The sequence below is a fragment of the Maribacter sp. 1_MG-2023 genome, assembly GCF_030547005.1.
In the GTDB taxonomy this organism is placed as follows: domain Bacteria; phylum Bacteroidota; class Bacteroidia; order Flavobacteriales; family Flavobacteriaceae; genus Maribacter.
The window spans coordinates 149381-164023 of record NZ_JAUOPN010000003.1; the positions used below are offsets into that span (position 1 = coordinate 149381).

A 14643-nucleotide genomic window follows, 5' to 3' on the forward strand; every position below is an offset into this window, starting at 1 on the left:
TAGCATGAAAAATAATCTTGTAAAATTAATAATCGCTGCTTGTCTATTTTGTTTTCAATTGGGTCATTCTCAATACAAATATGAAAAGGAGTATCGTATTCTTAAATCTCAATTTCCGGTTTCGGCAATCGCAAATATTGAAAAAAATGTAGCAGACTTTAAGCGTATTAAATTCTACAAAGAGACCGACAGTACTAAAATTAGTTATGAAGCTAAACTTAAAAAAGCCAAGCTTTGGTACAGTATTGAATTCAATGAAGAAGGCACATTAGAAGATATAGAAATTCTTATAAAACCTACAGATGTACCCAATGATACTTATGTCAAAATAGTGGAATATTTGAACGATAATTTCACAAAATATAAAATAAAGAGACTTCAACAGCAATATCCTTCAAATAATGATAAGGTTGATGAAATTTTTAAGAATGCTTTTCAAAACCTTATTCTACCTACTAATAATTACGAGATTGTTGTTGTCGGTAAAAAAGATAAAGGTTATTTAGATTATGAAATTCTATTCGATGCTAACGGCAATTTTAAAAAAATAAGAACTTCTCTTCCTCCAAATTATGATCACGTTCTGTATTAAGCTTCAATATCTTCATTTTTTTATTCTACTGATTAATAGTTATAACACCCTACAATCACAAAAAAAAACTATTGCATATTGGGAGCCTAAAATTGCATTGAATTATGAAGTTACACCATTGCTCAAGCAGAACTTTTCATTTGCAACTAGAAATTATATATATAACAGCCAAAATTTTCTATTAACCCATAGACAATTAGATATTGCTCACTTCTCTTCATTAGCCATAGACCCCACCAAAAACTTAGGTCTTGGAATTCAATACAGATTTAGAGAAACCCTTAACAAGGAAAATGAACTTAGGCTTACACAACAATTTAATATCATAAAAACGATAAATAGCATACGTTTAGGCAACCGTTTTCGGGTTGAACAACGCATTCAAACTTCTAATCTTGTTCATCGTTTTAGATACCGATTTGCACTAGACATTCCCCTTAAAGGATTAGTTTTAGACATTGGCGAACCCTATCTAGTGGCCACTACAGAATCTTTATTAAGTATAGGTAAAAGTATAAAACCTATGTACGATCAAAGACTAACTTCACAAATTGGTTGGTCTATTTCAGAACACCTAAAAGCGCAATTAGGACTACAGTTTAGAATGGAAAATTATACCGAGCATACAGAACATGTTTTCTTTTTCTTAAACAGTCTAGTTATCTCAATTTAAAAACTTCATAAATTCTTTTCTTGGTATTTCTTGTGCTCCCATACTTTCTAGATGATTAGTATGCAATTGACAATCTATAACCTTATAATCTTTAGCCTGTAATTCTTCGGCTAATTTTATGAAGGCAAATTTCGACGCGTTAGAAGTTAAGCTGAACATACTTTCTCCACAAAATACATCACCTAAATCAATCCCATATAAGCCACCTACCAAAATATCGCCTTCCCAAACTTCATATGATTTTGCAATACCTCTTTCATGCAGTGCTATGTATGCATTTTTCATTTCATCGGTGATCCAAGTGCCGTCTTGACCATCACGCGGTACAGATGAGCAATACTCTAACACTTCTTTAAAACAGGTATTTCTAGTTAATCGAAACTGGTTGTTTCGATTAATTTTCTTCATACTTTTAGAAATTTTGATGTGGTCAGGATACAGGATCATTCTAGGATCCGGACTCCACCATAAAATAATAGAATCATTATCGAACCAAGGGAAAATTCCACTTTGGTACGCCAATAGCAATCGTTCTGGAGAGAGATCACCGCCAACAGCCAACAAACCTTCTATATTGGCGCTATCTACTGGCGGAAAAACAAGTTCATCGTTCAAAAAGTACATGAGTATTTGTGGCTTTTTAATTTTCGTTCAAAATAAATAAAGGTCATAAAACAAAAAAACTTGTTTAACTATTAAAGCTAAACAAGTTTCTTATTATAAAGACATAACACCTTATAAAATTTCTTTACAATTCTTAGAAAGGAAGATCATCATGATCTTCTTCATTCAAATTATCTGCAGGCTCAAAAGCCTCCATTGGTGCTACCGGAGGCATACCACCAGCTGGTGCTCCAGCAGATGCGCCTTCTATACGCCACCCTTGAATAGAATTAAAGTATTTTACTTCACCTTGAGGGTTTGTCCATTCTCTACCTCTTAGGTTAATACTCACTTTTACATCTTGCCCTACACCGTAGCTATTCAATAAATCACATTTATCCTGAACAAATTCTACCATGATGTGTTGTGGATATTGCTCATCTGTAGTAACAACTAATTCTCTTTTTCTAAACCCATTAGACCCAAAAGTTTGAGTTTCTCCTATCAATTTTACTTTACCTTCTATTTCCATCTTGAACTCTTTTTACAATAGAGCCCAAAAATACATAAAATGATGCGGTAATAAAACATGGTGCAACGATAACAGCACAACAATTATTCACAATTAGGGTTATCTTTAGTATTAGATAACTATTGGATGAACTTTATTCCTAAAAACAAAATTTCCAACATTTTTCTATTGATAGGCTCTTTCGTTGTGGTGAGTCTTATCTTATGGAATACCAATAGCTTTTTTAAACAATTTAAGGAAGAAGAACGCCTTAAAATGGAGATTTGGGCTACTGCACAATCAGAATTTTTACAATCTTCAGAAACTGTAGATTTAGGAAGCCTTCACTTAAAAGTTTTTCAAAACAATACTTCTACCCCAATGATCCTTATCAATAAAGATAAATCTATACGGGTAAACAACTTTCCACCGAACAAATCAAAAGACTCGGTATATATTCAAAGTCAGCTCAGAAAATTCAAAAACGAAAATATACCTATATCCATCGATCAACAAGGGGAACATTTAGCGACTCTTTATTACGGCAACTCTGATGTTCTGACCAAATTAAAATTTTACCCGATTGCCTTGCTCCTTATTATTTTTCTTTTTGCAGCAGTGATTTATTTTCTTTTTAAAACGAATAAAGCTTCAGAGCAGAATAAACTATGGGCAGGTATGGCCAAAGAAACCGCACACCAAATTGGTACGCCGCTCTCTTCTCTTTTAGGATGGAACGAACTTTTGAAATCTGAAGCTATTAACCCTAGTATAACCAAAGAAATAGAGAAAGATATTGATAGATTACAGACCATAACCGAGCGCTTTTCTAAAATTGGTTCATTACCAAAACTTGAAGAAAGTGATATTGTAAAAGAAACCCGAGATGCCTTTGATTACTTAAAGCGAAGAAGTTCTAAACTTATTCACTTTTCTTTCAGCACAAAGGTGGACCACCTACCTGTTATGATGAACAGTTCGTTATATAATTGGACGATTGAAAATTTGGTAAAAAACGGAATTGATGCTATGAGAGGCAAGGGTAGTATTGCCATAGAAATTGTACAAGACAATAAATTTGTGAACATTTTAATAGCCGATACCGGTCATGGCATTTCTAAAAGCAACTATAATAGTATATTTACACCCGGTTTCACCTCCAAAAAGAGAGGTTGGGGCTTAGGACTTTCTTTGGTTAAGCGAATTGTGGAAGAATACCACGATGGTAAAATAAAGGTGTTATCATCTGGCAAAGAAGGAACTATAATGCAAATTTCTTTAAAAGTGTCTCACTAATTATGGCCAAGGAAAAATTAGAAGTTATTAAGGAAGCCAATCTAAGTAATAACTGTCCTGAATGTTTTAATCAAGATTTAAATCTTACTTTCTATCAAAAACATACTTACGGAAGCTTCTTTCATAAAATTACTGGTGAACTAAGTAATAAATTAGTTTGCAATACCTGCCATTCTACTATATACCCGGTAACCTGGACAGATGATATTGAACGCATGTTCAACTACTATCAAAAAACAGCTATACCAGCTCAAAAATCATCTAAACCAACATTACTTTTTTATAGCCTTATTTTGGTTCTTATTGCGTTGGTAGCTGGTGCAGTATACTTATTTATTTCTGGAGCTATTCAATTTTAGAACCGATTGCTTTAGCAAGATCACTTAGCTCTTCGTTGCTTAACTTTACTTTGTGTTGAAAAGTAGCATCTTTCATTTCATTTAAAGGTATTAAATGAACATGTACATGTGGTACTTCTAAACCAATAACCGACATACCTACACGCTTACACTCAACTGTCTTCTCTAATGCCTTACCTACTTTTCTAGAAAATGACATTAACCCTAAATAGGTTTCTTCATCTAAATCTAAAATTTTATTGACCTCTTTTTTAGGTATACATAATGTATGCCCTTTTGCATTAGGGTTGATATCTAAAAAAGCTAAGAAATTTTCATCTTCCGCTACTTTGAAACATGGAATTTCACCATTTATAATCTTAGTAAATATTGTTGGCATAGTAATTCGTATTTAGTGCTAATAAAAAATCCTACCCTTTAATAAGGATAGGATTAAATATAGTTATTTAAAAAATTTAAGATCTTGTAATTTCAAGAATTTCAAATTTAATAGCTCCGCTTGGCACTACTATCTCTGCAGTGTCACCTACCTTTTTACCTAGTAACCCTTTACCAATTGGTGAATTAACAGAAATTTTTCCTGTTTTTGTATCAGCTTCACTTTCAGCTACTAACTTATAAGACATTTCCATGCCATTATTTTGATTTTTCAATTTCACTGTAGATAACACCAAAACCTTTGAAGTATCTAATTGAGACTCGTCAATTAAACGTGCGTTGGCAACAGTATTCTCCATTTTTGAAATTTTCATTTCTAATAGACCTTGTGCTTCTTTTGCAGCATCGTACTCAGCATTTTCTGACAAATCACCTTTGTCTCTTGCTTCTCCAATGGCTTGAGACGCCTTTGGGCGCTCAATATCTCGTAAATGATTTAGTTCTGCCTTAAGTTTTTTTAACCCCTCGACAGTATAGTATGATATGTTACTCATAACTTCCTCGTTTTATAAATAGACAAATCCTCTGCAATTGCCTGTTAATTCGGCTTTTTAAGCGAGGATTTAACACAAATATACATAATTTTTACGCACATTTGCTGAAGTTTTTTAAAACTAAATTAAAGCATGATGAAGAGATTAAGCATCGTAATTCTATTGATTATCACTGCTTGTAGCAATGACGGCACAAATAGAAATCCATACTTACAAGAAATAGGTTTTCGTTTTGAAGCAAATTTAAACCTGCCTTCTTACAGCCCTCTTACAAATACGGGTAGCGCTATCTATATTCCAAGTGACCTTGCCGGTACTAGAGGTGTTTTTGTAATCAACTCTGGCTTTGATCAATTTAGAGCTTTTGAAGGTAGTTGCCCAAATCATGCTCCTAATGATTGCTCAACAATGGAACTTGACGGTCAGATTGCAACTTGCTCATGTGATGATTATGAATACAGCCTTTTTACCGGTCAACTATTGAACACACCTGAAGATGAGAATCGTTATTATGACATGTTAGAATACCAAGCAAGCTATAGTGGTGGTAGTGTGATCATCTCTAACTAAGCACTATTCTTCTGTACGATACCTGTCCATAATTTCTTTGAATAATTCGCCCGTACTTGGCGGAGTATATGATATCGCATTTGCCCCAGCATCAATAGCTTGAACTATAGTTTCTTCGGTTTTACCGCCAGTAGCAATAATTGCTACATCAGCATCTAAATCTCGTATTCTTTTGATGATATCGGCTGTTTTACCTGCACCTGTAACATTAAAAATATCAACACCTGCCGCTAATCTTCCTTTAAAATCTTCCTTTAAAATCTTCTTTATCAGATACGACTGTAACCGTAACAGGAATATCTATCTTTTCTTTAAGCATTGTAATAAGGCTATTAGGGGTAGGTTTATTTAAAACTACCCCTAAAGCCCCTTGAAATTCTGCATGAATTGCCAATTCTAATGACCGTACACCAGTTGTTAACCCACCCTCTACTCCGCAAAAATAGGCTTCTCGGCAGCCAAAATCAATGCATTAGAAATTACCGGTTGCGGTATAAATGGGTACACCGCTATAATTGCATTGGCATTTGTATTTCTAATAATTGCCACATCTGTACTAAACAGAAATGACTTTATCGATTGCCCAAATACACGAATGCCCGAGCATTGCGAAATTACTTCTGGCACCGTTACAATGTTATTTCTTAACCTACTACCAAAAACCGGAATATTGCGCTCCATAACCCTGTATATTAGAGTTCTAATTTAGATTATTCTTCTACGCGCCGTACTTTTTAAGCAAATATTTAAGACAAATTCGTAACGGTTTACCTCAGCCTCTATTTTTAAAAATTAACCGTTGCTCCCAATAAAAAGTTAGTACCCGCTTGTGGATAATAGCCTTGAACTTCAAAAGTATTACCTGGCGTAGACCAACTATCTAAATAGGTATAGCCATTAGATACATATTTCTCGTTTAGGATGTTATTTACCAACCCAGAAAACACAATCGACTTTACTACATTATTCATTTTGATTTCATAAGTAATATTGAAATCGTTCGTGAAATAAGAATCTAATTTAGATGCTTCTGTATCTGTATTGCTTAAATATTGTTCGCCAACAAACTTTGAATACAGCGAAAGGCTCAGGGCTTCACAAGGCATATAACTAAAAATATTACCTGCTACCAAACCTGGTGAATATGCAATATTAGTATTTCCTAAACCTTGTAATAGACCATCTCTATCAATAAAGAAATCTTTGTTCTTATTATCACTGATAGCTATATTAGGTCTTACACTAAATTTATCTCCCAACTTAATATTTGCATCTATTTCTAAGCCGAACCTATAGCTATCACCAACATTCTCTCTTAATGGCGCGCCAACATCATTTAACTCACCGGTTACCACTAATTGATCTTTATAGTTCATATAATATAAGTTGGTGTTGACCTGTACGTTGGTAGATACGTATCTCCATCCTAATTCAAAATCATTTAATTTTTCTGGCTTAGGGTTTCCACTTTCGTAATCATTTCTATTTGGCTCTCTATTGGCAACCGCATATGATAGGTAGAAATTATTATTTACATTTAAATCGAATGTTACCCCTGCTTTTGGGTTGAAAAAATTAAATGTATCATCGACCAAACCAGTTTCATCTCCGTTAGCTTTATACCCAACTGTTCTATATTGTAAATCTCCATACAACGACCACTGATCTGTTAATTGATAATTTGCTTTTGCATACAAATTAAAATCAGTTTTAGTTGAACTATCATCATAGTAGCGGTCTTTATAACTACTATTGCTAGCATATCTAGCCCAAATTACTTCTCCGAAATGGTCGCCTTCATATTTGTTGAAGCCACCACCCATTATTAAATCTAGCTTGTCTTTCTTATAATTTGCAGAAAATACGGTTCCGTAGAAATCATTATCTAACCAACGTCTTCTTATAAGGTCTGTGGTATTTACTTCACTACCATCAACTATTATTGGTTCAAAACCATAGGTAGAAAAATCGTCTGCCTCTTTATATTGCTCAAAGAAACCTCTACCTCTTGTGTAATGCAATGCAACATTGGTACTCCAAAAATCTGAAATTTGCTCATTCCATAAAAGCTGGGCATGGTCTTGCTTATAATTATCAACCTCATTATCATAAAATTGGGTATTTCCATCTAGATCTGTATAAATACCTGAAGGATTAAAAGTTCTATCATCCTTTAAAGTCTGTGCATCTATACCGTACCATGCTTGGTACGTAACTTCATGACCACCAAATAATATTGCTTTTATTAATGTATTGTCATCTTTATATGCTCCTTGTAAAAAATAAGAATCTAAGTCTGAACGGGCTCTATCTATATATCCGTCAGATTTTATTTTAGACAATCTACCTGAAATTTCAACATGGTCATTTAAGAGTCCCGTGCTGAATTTCAGGTTATTTCTTAAAGTACTGTAACTACCAATTGAAGTTGATATTTGTCCGTATGCATCTTGTGAGAATCCGTCAGTCAACACATTTAAACTCGCTCCAAAAGCGCCTGCACCGTTAGTTGATGTACCTACACCTCGTTGTAATTGCAAACTCTCTGTTGAAGAAGCAAAATCTGGCATGTTAACCCAAAACGTACCTTGAGATTCAGCATCGTTATAAGGTATACCGTTAATGGTTACGTTTACACGTGTAGCATCACTACCTCTTACGCGAATACCTGTGTAACCAACACCTGCACCAGCATCGGTCGTTGTCACTACAGATGGTAAAAAATTCATTAAAACAGGAATGTCTTGACCTAAGTTTCTAGGCTTGATATCCTCTTTTGTAAGATTTGAAAATGTAACCGGAGATTGCTTGGTTACCCTAATGGCCGAAACGAACACTTCGTCTAGCACTACTTTTTGACCCTCTAGAGAGTCGGTTTCCTGTTCTTGGGCACAGACACCCATACTTAGCGCCAAACACGCCGCAATTGTGAAAATAGATAGTTTCATTCGTAAAATAATTACGAATAAAAGGGGCTATTATTCTAAAGTTAAAATTGATTTTTGAGCAACTAAGCTCGATTTCCAAAAGACTTCATATGAACAAAAAAAAACATACTACATCTTATTCTAAAAAATTGTTTTAAATCTTTTAGACTTTCCCTTGGCAGCATTACCTGCCCAGGTTCTTTGGGTATAATCTCAGCTTTGTTCTAAAACTAGAACTAGGCACCCCTTTGAGATGCCGCAAATGTAATGCAGTTATTTAAACTGTCATAAAGAAATTTAAAAAAATAACAATGTGCTTAATTAACACCATTTTACAACTTAACATCTCGGTTTTATCGTACATATACCGAGCATATGGATACTATATATGAAAGCACAAAAAAATACATTCACCCTTAAAATCACCATTAGCTACCTATTATTAATCATACTAGGAGTTATAGCCTCATATTACATCTACACAGAAGTTCAAGAATATATAGCCACTGAATCAAGCGATGAAAAAGACAGCAAACTACTTAAAACCAATTCTTTTCTTGCGCAACTATATGAAGCCGAAAGCCTGTCTAAACTAGCACTACAAACAAAAAGCAAAATTAATTTTACGGCTTACGAGAATAAGATAGATTCTCTATACACCAATATTGAAGAATTAAAAACACTTACTGAAAGTGACTATCAACACGGTCTTTTAGACAGTCTTAGCTCACTTTTGAGTAAGAAAGTAACGAATATCAACGCCATGCGTTCCATTAGATTGAATGACCAAACGGGTACAGCGATTAATTCTGCTTTAAAGGAGTTTGATGAACTTGAAGAATCTTTAGGAATCATTAAACCCAAAGATTTAGCCCCAAATCTTGATGAGCTTTCTCCCAAAGCCCAAGATGCTATTAAAAAAATGGCAGACTATCTGAATGCCAATGTTCCCACAGAGAATAATCAGCAACAGAATGCACAAACTATGGACAGTGTGGTTCAGGTTTCTAAAAATCTATTAAAAGACGTACAGCAAGAAAATACCTTAAAAGAAAAATCTTTGACCGTACGCGAATCGACTATTAATAGAACAGATATTGAACTTTCTCAGCAATTACGATCTATACTTTATTCTTTTGAACAAGAGATTATTATGAACAGTATAGCAACTTCTCTTAAAAAAGAAACTTTATTAAAACGGAGTATTCGACTTGCAGCTATCGCTGCCATACTTGGCTTTTTAGTGGTGGCTATTTTTACTTTTATTTTAAATCGTGATTTTTGGAAAGCAAACGTGTACCGAGAAAAGCTCGAAAAAGAAAAAGCATTTTCAGAATCTCTTTTAAAAAGTAGAGAACAATTAATAGCTACTGTTAGTCACGATTTACGAACACCCCTAAATACCATAAGTGGTTATGCCAATATTATTGAAGAAAGTGACAACCAAAAGAATAACAAAGAACATATTAGCCATATTAAATCTGCTACTGTCTATGTTAATAATCTAGTAAATGATTTGTTAGATTTCTCACAACTAGAAGCTAGTAAAATGGTTTCTAAAAATTCTACTTTTAGGATCGATAAATTGATAACGGAAAGTGCCAAAAATATATCATCTCAATACCAAAACAAGAATATTGAGTTGATTTTGAATTTGGATGATTCTTTAAATCACCCTATTATATCTGACGCCTTTCGTCTACGTCAGATTATTTCTAACTTATTAGGTAACGCTTATAAATTCACTGAAAAGGGAACGATTACATTGGCAGGGTCTATTGTAAAATCTTCTAAGTCTAACATTCTAATTTTTAAAATAACAGATACAGGTATTGGCATTTCAAAAGAAAAACAAGAACTGATATTTAAAGAATTTACACAGGCAGAAAATGATACAGATAAAAAGTATGGTGGTTACGGATTAGGACTTACCATCACCAAAAAGCTCACAGTACTACTTGGTGGGTCTATCTTACTAGAAAGTGAACTTGATAAAGGAAGCACCTTTAATTTGCAAATACCTGTTGCGTTTGGAGAACAATTAGAAGAAGTTTCAAACCCATCTATTGGTTTTAAGAATCTAAAAATGATTGTATTTGATGATGATACCTCTTTTTTAAAACTTATTGGCGAAATGCTAAAAACTGAAGGAATTGAAGCTCGACTATTTTCTGACTTCAAGGAATATAAACCTAATGAAAATTTCGATTTTGATGTGGTTTTGACAGATATTGAAATGCCTACGGTTACAGGTTATGAAATAGTTGCTCAGCTGAAAGCTGGTGAATTTAAAAATTTTAACAACCAACCTATTTTGGCAATGACCGGCCGACGCGATTTAACTTTAAAACATTTTACTGAAAAAGGTTTCTCTAGTCTTATTCGTAAGCCATTTTCTAAAACAGACCTACTACAAAAGCTACATGTCCTGTTAAATAATGCGGATGAAATTATCCCTACTGAAGAGCCCATCACCTCTTATAATTCTCAGCAGGCCTATAGCTTAAATTCCTTAAAAATGTTTTTGGGTGATGACCAAAGCGCTATTGACGAAGTGTTACTTATTTTAAAAAAAGACACTGAAGAAAATGCTCTTTTACTCAGCACAGCGGTAGCTGCTTCTGATATTACACAAATAAACAAAGTAGCTCATAAAATGCTGCCTATGTTTCGACAATTAGAAGTTAAAAATGTAATTCCTATTTTGGAAATTTTTGAAGTTTTGAATATTGATACCTTAACTAATGATCAATTAAAGGCGAAACATATCTATTTACAAAGAGAGATTGAAAGCCTAATTGAAATGCTTTCAGAAGAAACATCTACAAATCCAAATCGTAATAATTGATTCTGTTATAGAGTGTTTTTCGAGTTACCTGTAATAATTTAGCTGCTTTAGATTTGTTGTAATTGGTGCGTTTTAGCGCGTTAACAATTTGTTCTTTTTCGAATTTTGCTTTTGAAAGACTCCCTAATACCACAGTTTCTAAAACCGGACTCATCAACTCTGACGGTAAAACCTTTGCTTCAACTTTATCTGTAGTCGATAACAGTACTGCGCGCTGAATTACATTCTGTAATTCTCGAATATTACCAGGCCAATGATAGGCACTGAAAATGTCCCAAACCTCAGCAGAAAAATCAACAATTTGTTTGTTCAACTTTTCATTGAACTTACTTAAAAAGTGAGAAGCTAATACTGATAAATCTCCATGTCTGTTTTTTAAGGCTGGGATTTGCAATGAAAACTCATTTAATCGATGATACAAATCTTCTCGAAAAGTACCTTTCTCAACTGCGGACTTTAAATCTTCATTAGTAGCTGATAGTATTCGAACGTCAACTTCTATTTCACTATTACTACCTATTCTTTTTATTTTGCGCTCTTGTAACGCTCTTAACAACTGTATTTGATTCTCGTAAGAAAGATTACCTACCTCATCTAAAAATAAAGTACCACCGTTGGCAGCTTCAAAACTACCAACTTTATCGGCGACAGCACCGGTGAAACTTCCTTTTATATGCCCAAAGAATTCACTTGCTGCCAATTCTTTAGGAATTGCTCCACAATCTAGTGCTATAAACGGCTTTTCATTTCTCGTACTTTTTTGGTGAATGGCTTTTGCAGTAACTTCTTTACCTGTACCGCTTTCTCCAATAATCAAAACCGACATATCTGTTGGTGCTACCAAAACAATATGCTCTTCTAATTTCTGGGTTGCCTCGCTAGTCAAAATTAATTCTTGCGACGTAGTTGCTTCTTTACTACCTTCTACTTTTTCTTTTGAATAAACAGGTTCTCTTGAAACTACTGGTTTTGAATTTAATGCGCCATCAATAACCAATAACATCTGATCAGGCGTAAAAGGTTTAGAAATATAATCGTAAGCTCCCATTTTCATCGCCTTTACAGCTGTAGAAACTTCTGCATAACCTGTCATTACAATTACCGGAATCTCACCTTTTAGATTAGACACCAATTTAATACCGTCATAATCAGGTAATCGCAAGTCTGTAATTACTAATTGAAAATCGTGTTCTTTTAATTGTTTTTCGCCATCTAACCCAGTATGACTTAATACCACATCATAACTATTTCTTGCCAAAAATTTTTGCAGCATTTGGGCAAATGAAGTATCATCTTCAATAATTAAAATTTTAGTCATAGACAGTTTGGTGTTCTTAATATCTACGTAAAAATACCACAAGCCGACTACTTGTATTTTAAAATTATCATAAAGCTTTTATGCATTCATTTAAAAAAAGACATAAAAAAAAGGAAAGAATAGCATTTAGCTATCCTTTCCTGACCAAACCAACTTGAACAAACAAGTTTCTCTATAATTACATATCTATCCAATTACCTTCTTCATCTGCATACACTGTACCTTGTGTGCCATCTTCAAGAGATAATACTAGCTTATATTGTTTCTTTTCATTTGTGTATGCCTTATCTAAATTTGCCGTTGGAAAATTCTTTGATACTGCATCTGTTACTGCTTGTGGTACTTCTGCAACCGAAATCTCTTCAAAATCTTCTATTGCTATTGAAATCTCATTTACCTGGTTATGCTGTATTCCATTTGCTGAAACAATTACCTCTTGTGCATTCATTGCAAAACCTCCTAATGTCATTGCTCCTAATAAAAATAAAATTCTCATATTTTCTTTATTTAAGTTAATAATACATATCAATACTATTAACAAAGAAAAAAGAGTGCCATAAAAATAAATTACAAAACAGTATTTGATTATCAGATACTTACGTTTATATAATCTTTTAGTTAGCTGAGTAAAGTTGTACCCACTTTCTACTACTGTGTAATTTTTACTCAATAAAGTTATCACTGAAGAATAACTTTAGAACATAATTGAAGACAAAAAAAAGGAGCTGCAAATTGCAGCCCCCCTCAAACCACCTATCAAACTCTTGTCTTAAAATTTTAAATCAACACCTCAATCAATTCAACAACAACTAAAATTGGCAATGCTAATCCGGGGGATTATTTCAAATACAATTATCTGGTGGCACCTTCATAGTTAACGGTTAGTGTTTACGCGAAAGTGATATTTTAATTATTTATTTCTCCAAACATAATTTTGATATGATACCTAATGAAAAAATCAAAACTGTGCTTAAGACTAAAATAAATACTAATGTGACCATTGTTTCATAACTTGCTTCACTTATTTAGACACAACATTTTCTGATAGGTCACATTTTAAATAAAAAAAAACCGCATTTAGCAGTTTTTTTTTATTTCAGCCTTTTAAAAAGACTATCTCTTATTGATCCAATTACCGTGCTGGTCTATATATACGGTCTTTCTTGTACCGCTTTTAAGCACCATTATTAATTTAAATTCTCCTCTATCATTTTTAAAAGCTCCGCCAAGTTTAGATGTTGGGTATTGCTTTAATATTTCTTCAATCACCGGTGGTGTTAATTCGCTCGATTTAATTTTTACGTATTCATCGGCCGTTTTAACTACAACTGCTGTTTCAATTATATCTGAACTAGTTTTTGCTGCTGCGTTAAACATGATTCCGAAAGTCAAGAATACTAATAATGCGTAATTTTTCATGCTAATAATTTTAATCGTTAATAACTCTAAATCTTAAAATACTTACGGAGTAATCTTACATATGGATTATCAGTTAACTAAATTTTAAATTTATAAATGCAAAAAAGCTGCCTAGGCAGCTTTTTACAAACAACTAATTCAAACTTCTAAATATTACATTTCTAACCAGTTACCCTCTGCGTCAGCATAAAGTACACTAGACGTACCGTCTTGTGAAGTAATTTCTAATTTATAATTATTTTCATCATCAACGTATGCTTTACTCAACATTGCACCTTCATAATCGGTTGCTAATGCATTTACAATTGGTGTTGGTAAATCAGAAGCAGCCACTTCTGTATAGTCTTGTAAAAAGACTTCTTCCATAATACCATCATGAAATATAATTGGAGTTGCGGCAGTACCTATTGTTAAACTACCTATGGCTAAAGCTGTGGCAAATACTAATTTTTTCATCTTTCTTATATTTAAATTAAACATTCTTGAAAGGTATATTAGAATAATTGTGCCAATACTAAATACAGCTTCTTAAACATTATCATCTAATTGATTTTCAGATATTTAAATTAAATAATTGCTTAGATGCTGTTGGGTA

At 33.4% G+C, this 14643-nt stretch carries 17 protein-coding genes; 6 read left to right on the forward strand and 11 right to left on the reverse strand.

Going from position 1 to position 14643, the window contains the following annotated elements; all coding sequences use genetic code 11:
- Positions 1–4 precede the first annotated feature (4 nt).
- The gene (locus Q4500_RS05195; RefSeq protein WP_303598666.1) at positions 5–592 is read left to right on the forward strand and encodes a hypothetical protein; all 588 of its coding nucleotides are present in this window, start codon (positions 5–7) and stop codon (positions 590–592) included.
- Between the two features lie 97 nt (positions 593–689).
- Positions 690–1265 carry a DUF2490 domain-containing protein gene (locus tag Q4500_RS05200; RefSeq protein WP_303598667.1) on the forward strand — a complete coding sequence of 192 codons (576 nt, stop codon included), beginning with the start codon at positions 690–692 and terminating at the stop codon, positions 1263–1265.
- On the opposite strand, the gene aat is transcribed toward Q4500_RS05200, so the two are convergent.
- Together aat and Q4500_RS05210 are read right to left on the reverse strand one after the other, a co-directional pair.
- A complete protein-coding gene (gene aat / locus Q4500_RS05205) occupies positions 1257–1889 on the reverse strand; it encodes a leucyl/phenylalanyl-tRNA--protein transferase (protein WP_303598668.1) in 633 nt (210 codons plus the stop codon). The two genes, Q4500_RS05200 and aat, sit on opposite strands and share 9 nt — an antisense overlap.
- Before the next feature lie 133 nt (positions 1890–2022).
- Positions 2023–2400 (reverse strand): DUF3127 domain-containing protein, encoded by a 378-nt coding sequence (locus Q4500_RS05210; RefSeq protein ID WP_303598669.1) that lies wholly within the window; start codon positions 2398–2400, stop codon positions 2023–2025.
- Positions 2401–2526: 126 nt separating this feature from the next.
- Here Q4500_RS05210 and Q4500_RS05215 point away from each other — a divergent pair, with 126 nt between their 5' ends.
- Positions 2527–3675, forward strand: coding sequence for a PAS domain-containing sensor histidine kinase (locus Q4500_RS05215; protein WP_299321831.1), 1149 nt, complete (start codon positions 2527–2529; stop codon positions 3673–3675).
- A gap of 2 nt (positions 3676–3677) precedes the next feature.
- Positions 3678–4034 carry a hypothetical protein gene (locus Q4500_RS05220; RefSeq protein WP_299321829.1) on the forward strand — a complete coding sequence of 119 codons (357 nt, stop codon included), beginning with the start codon at positions 3678–3680 and terminating at the stop codon, positions 4032–4034.
- On the opposite strand, the gene Q4500_RS05225 is transcribed toward Q4500_RS05220, so the two are convergent.
- Positions 4021–4413 (reverse strand): HIT family protein, encoded by a 393-nt coding sequence (locus Q4500_RS05225; protein WP_299321825.1) that lies wholly within the window; start codon positions 4411–4413, stop codon positions 4021–4023. The genes Q4500_RS05220 and Q4500_RS05225 overlap by 14 nt on opposite strands.
- 76 nt (positions 4414–4489) lie before the next feature.
- Positions 4490–4966, reverse strand: coding sequence for a transcription elongation factor GreA (greA, locus tag Q4500_RS05230; protein WP_299321821.1), 477 nt, complete (start codon positions 4964–4966; stop codon positions 4490–4492).
- A gap of 132 nt (positions 4967–5098) precedes the next feature.
- Between greA and Q4500_RS05235 the strand changes: the two genes are divergently transcribed.
- Positions 5099–5536 (forward strand): Rieske (2Fe-2S) protein, encoded by a 438-nt coding sequence (locus Q4500_RS05235; protein ID WP_368389725.1) that lies wholly within the window; start codon positions 5099–5101, stop codon positions 5534–5536.
- Between the two features lie 241 nt (positions 5537–5777).
- Here Q4500_RS05235 and Q4500_RS05240 read toward each other — a convergent pair whose 3' ends face one another.
- From Q4500_RS05240 to Q4500_RS05250, 3 genes are all read right to left on the reverse strand, one after another.
- A complete protein-coding gene (locus Q4500_RS05240) occupies positions 5778–5930 on the reverse strand; it encodes a hypothetical protein (protein ID WP_303598670.1) in 153 nt (50 codons plus the stop codon).
- Between the two features lie 35 nt (positions 5931–5965).
- Positions 5966–6217, reverse strand: coding sequence for a hypothetical protein (locus tag Q4500_RS05245; RefSeq protein ID WP_303598671.1), 252 nt, complete (start codon positions 6215–6217; stop codon positions 5966–5968).
- A 104-nt stretch (positions 6218–6321) separates the two neighbouring features.
- Positions 6322–8484, reverse strand: a complete 2163-nt coding sequence (locus tag Q4500_RS05250; protein ID WP_303598672.1) for a TonB-dependent receptor — start codon at positions 8482–8484, stop codon at positions 6322–6324.
- Positions 8485–8851: 367 nt separating this feature from the next.
- On the opposite strand from Q4500_RS05250, the gene Q4500_RS05255 reads away from it, so the two are divergent.
- Positions 8852–11311, forward strand: a complete 2460-nt coding sequence (locus Q4500_RS05255; protein WP_303598673.1) for an ATP-binding protein — start codon at positions 8852–8854, stop codon at positions 11309–11311.
- On the opposite strand, the gene Q4500_RS05260 is transcribed toward Q4500_RS05255, so the two are convergent.
- From Q4500_RS05260 to Q4500_RS05275, 4 genes are all read right to left on the reverse strand, one after another.
- Positions 11286–12629, reverse strand: coding sequence for a sigma-54 dependent transcriptional regulator (locus tag Q4500_RS05260; RefSeq protein WP_303598674.1), 1344 nt, complete (start codon positions 12627–12629; stop codon positions 11286–11288). The genes Q4500_RS05255 and Q4500_RS05260 overlap by 26 nt on opposite strands.
- A gap of 178 nt (positions 12630–12807) precedes the next feature.
- Positions 12808–13125 carry a hypothetical protein gene (locus Q4500_RS05265; RefSeq protein WP_303598675.1) on the reverse strand — a complete coding sequence of 106 codons (318 nt, stop codon included), beginning with the start codon at positions 13123–13125 and terminating at the stop codon, positions 12808–12810.
- A 617-nt stretch (positions 13126–13742) separates the two neighbouring features.
- Positions 13743–14048 carry a hypothetical protein gene (locus tag Q4500_RS05270; protein WP_303598676.1) on the reverse strand — a complete coding sequence of 102 codons (306 nt, stop codon included), beginning with the start codon at positions 14046–14048 and terminating at the stop codon, positions 13743–13745.
- 153 nt (positions 14049–14201) lie between these two features.
- Positions 14202–14504, reverse strand: coding sequence for a hypothetical protein (locus Q4500_RS05275; RefSeq protein ID WP_299321795.1), 303 nt, complete (start codon positions 14502–14504; stop codon positions 14202–14204).
- Positions 14505–14643 lie beyond the last annotated feature (139 nt).